Origin of the sequence: Pseudomonas sp. E45-MNA-CIBAN-0222 (assembly GCF_040310405.1) — a bacterium.
Lineage (GTDB): Bacteria > Pseudomonadota > Gammaproteobacteria > Pseudomonadales > Pseudomonadaceae > Stutzerimonas > Stutzerimonas stutzeri_AC.
This window is the reverse complement of sequence record NZ_JBEOPU010000255.1, coordinates 1-233: the sequence shown is the minus strand read 5'-3', so window position 1 is coordinate 233 and position 233 is coordinate 1. Positions and strand designations below refer to the sequence as shown.

1 protein-coding gene is annotated in these 233 nt (G+C 44.6%); it reads left to right on the top strand.

The genetic code is table 11. The features are described 5' to 3' along the window. Positions 1-233 (top strand): FlgK family flagellar hook-associated protein (locus tag AAEZ08_RS23515; protein WP_500125256.1); only part of this gene is annotated, 233 nt, incomplete at both ends.

Here is a 233-nt window from a genome sequence, read left to right as displayed (position 1 = left end):
CATTAATAGTGTCGCCGATTTACCCAGCGACCTTGGTATTCGCAGTAGCAGCCTTAGTTCGGCGCAGCAGTTGGCCAATGGCCTAAATCAAATGCAATCACAACTTGATGGCCAGGTGAAACAAACCAATAGCCAAATTGAAGCCATTACTACTCGTATTAATGAGATTGGTAAAGAGCTAGGCAGCCTCAATGTAGAGTTGATGAAATCTCAAGATCAAGACAGCCAAGTGC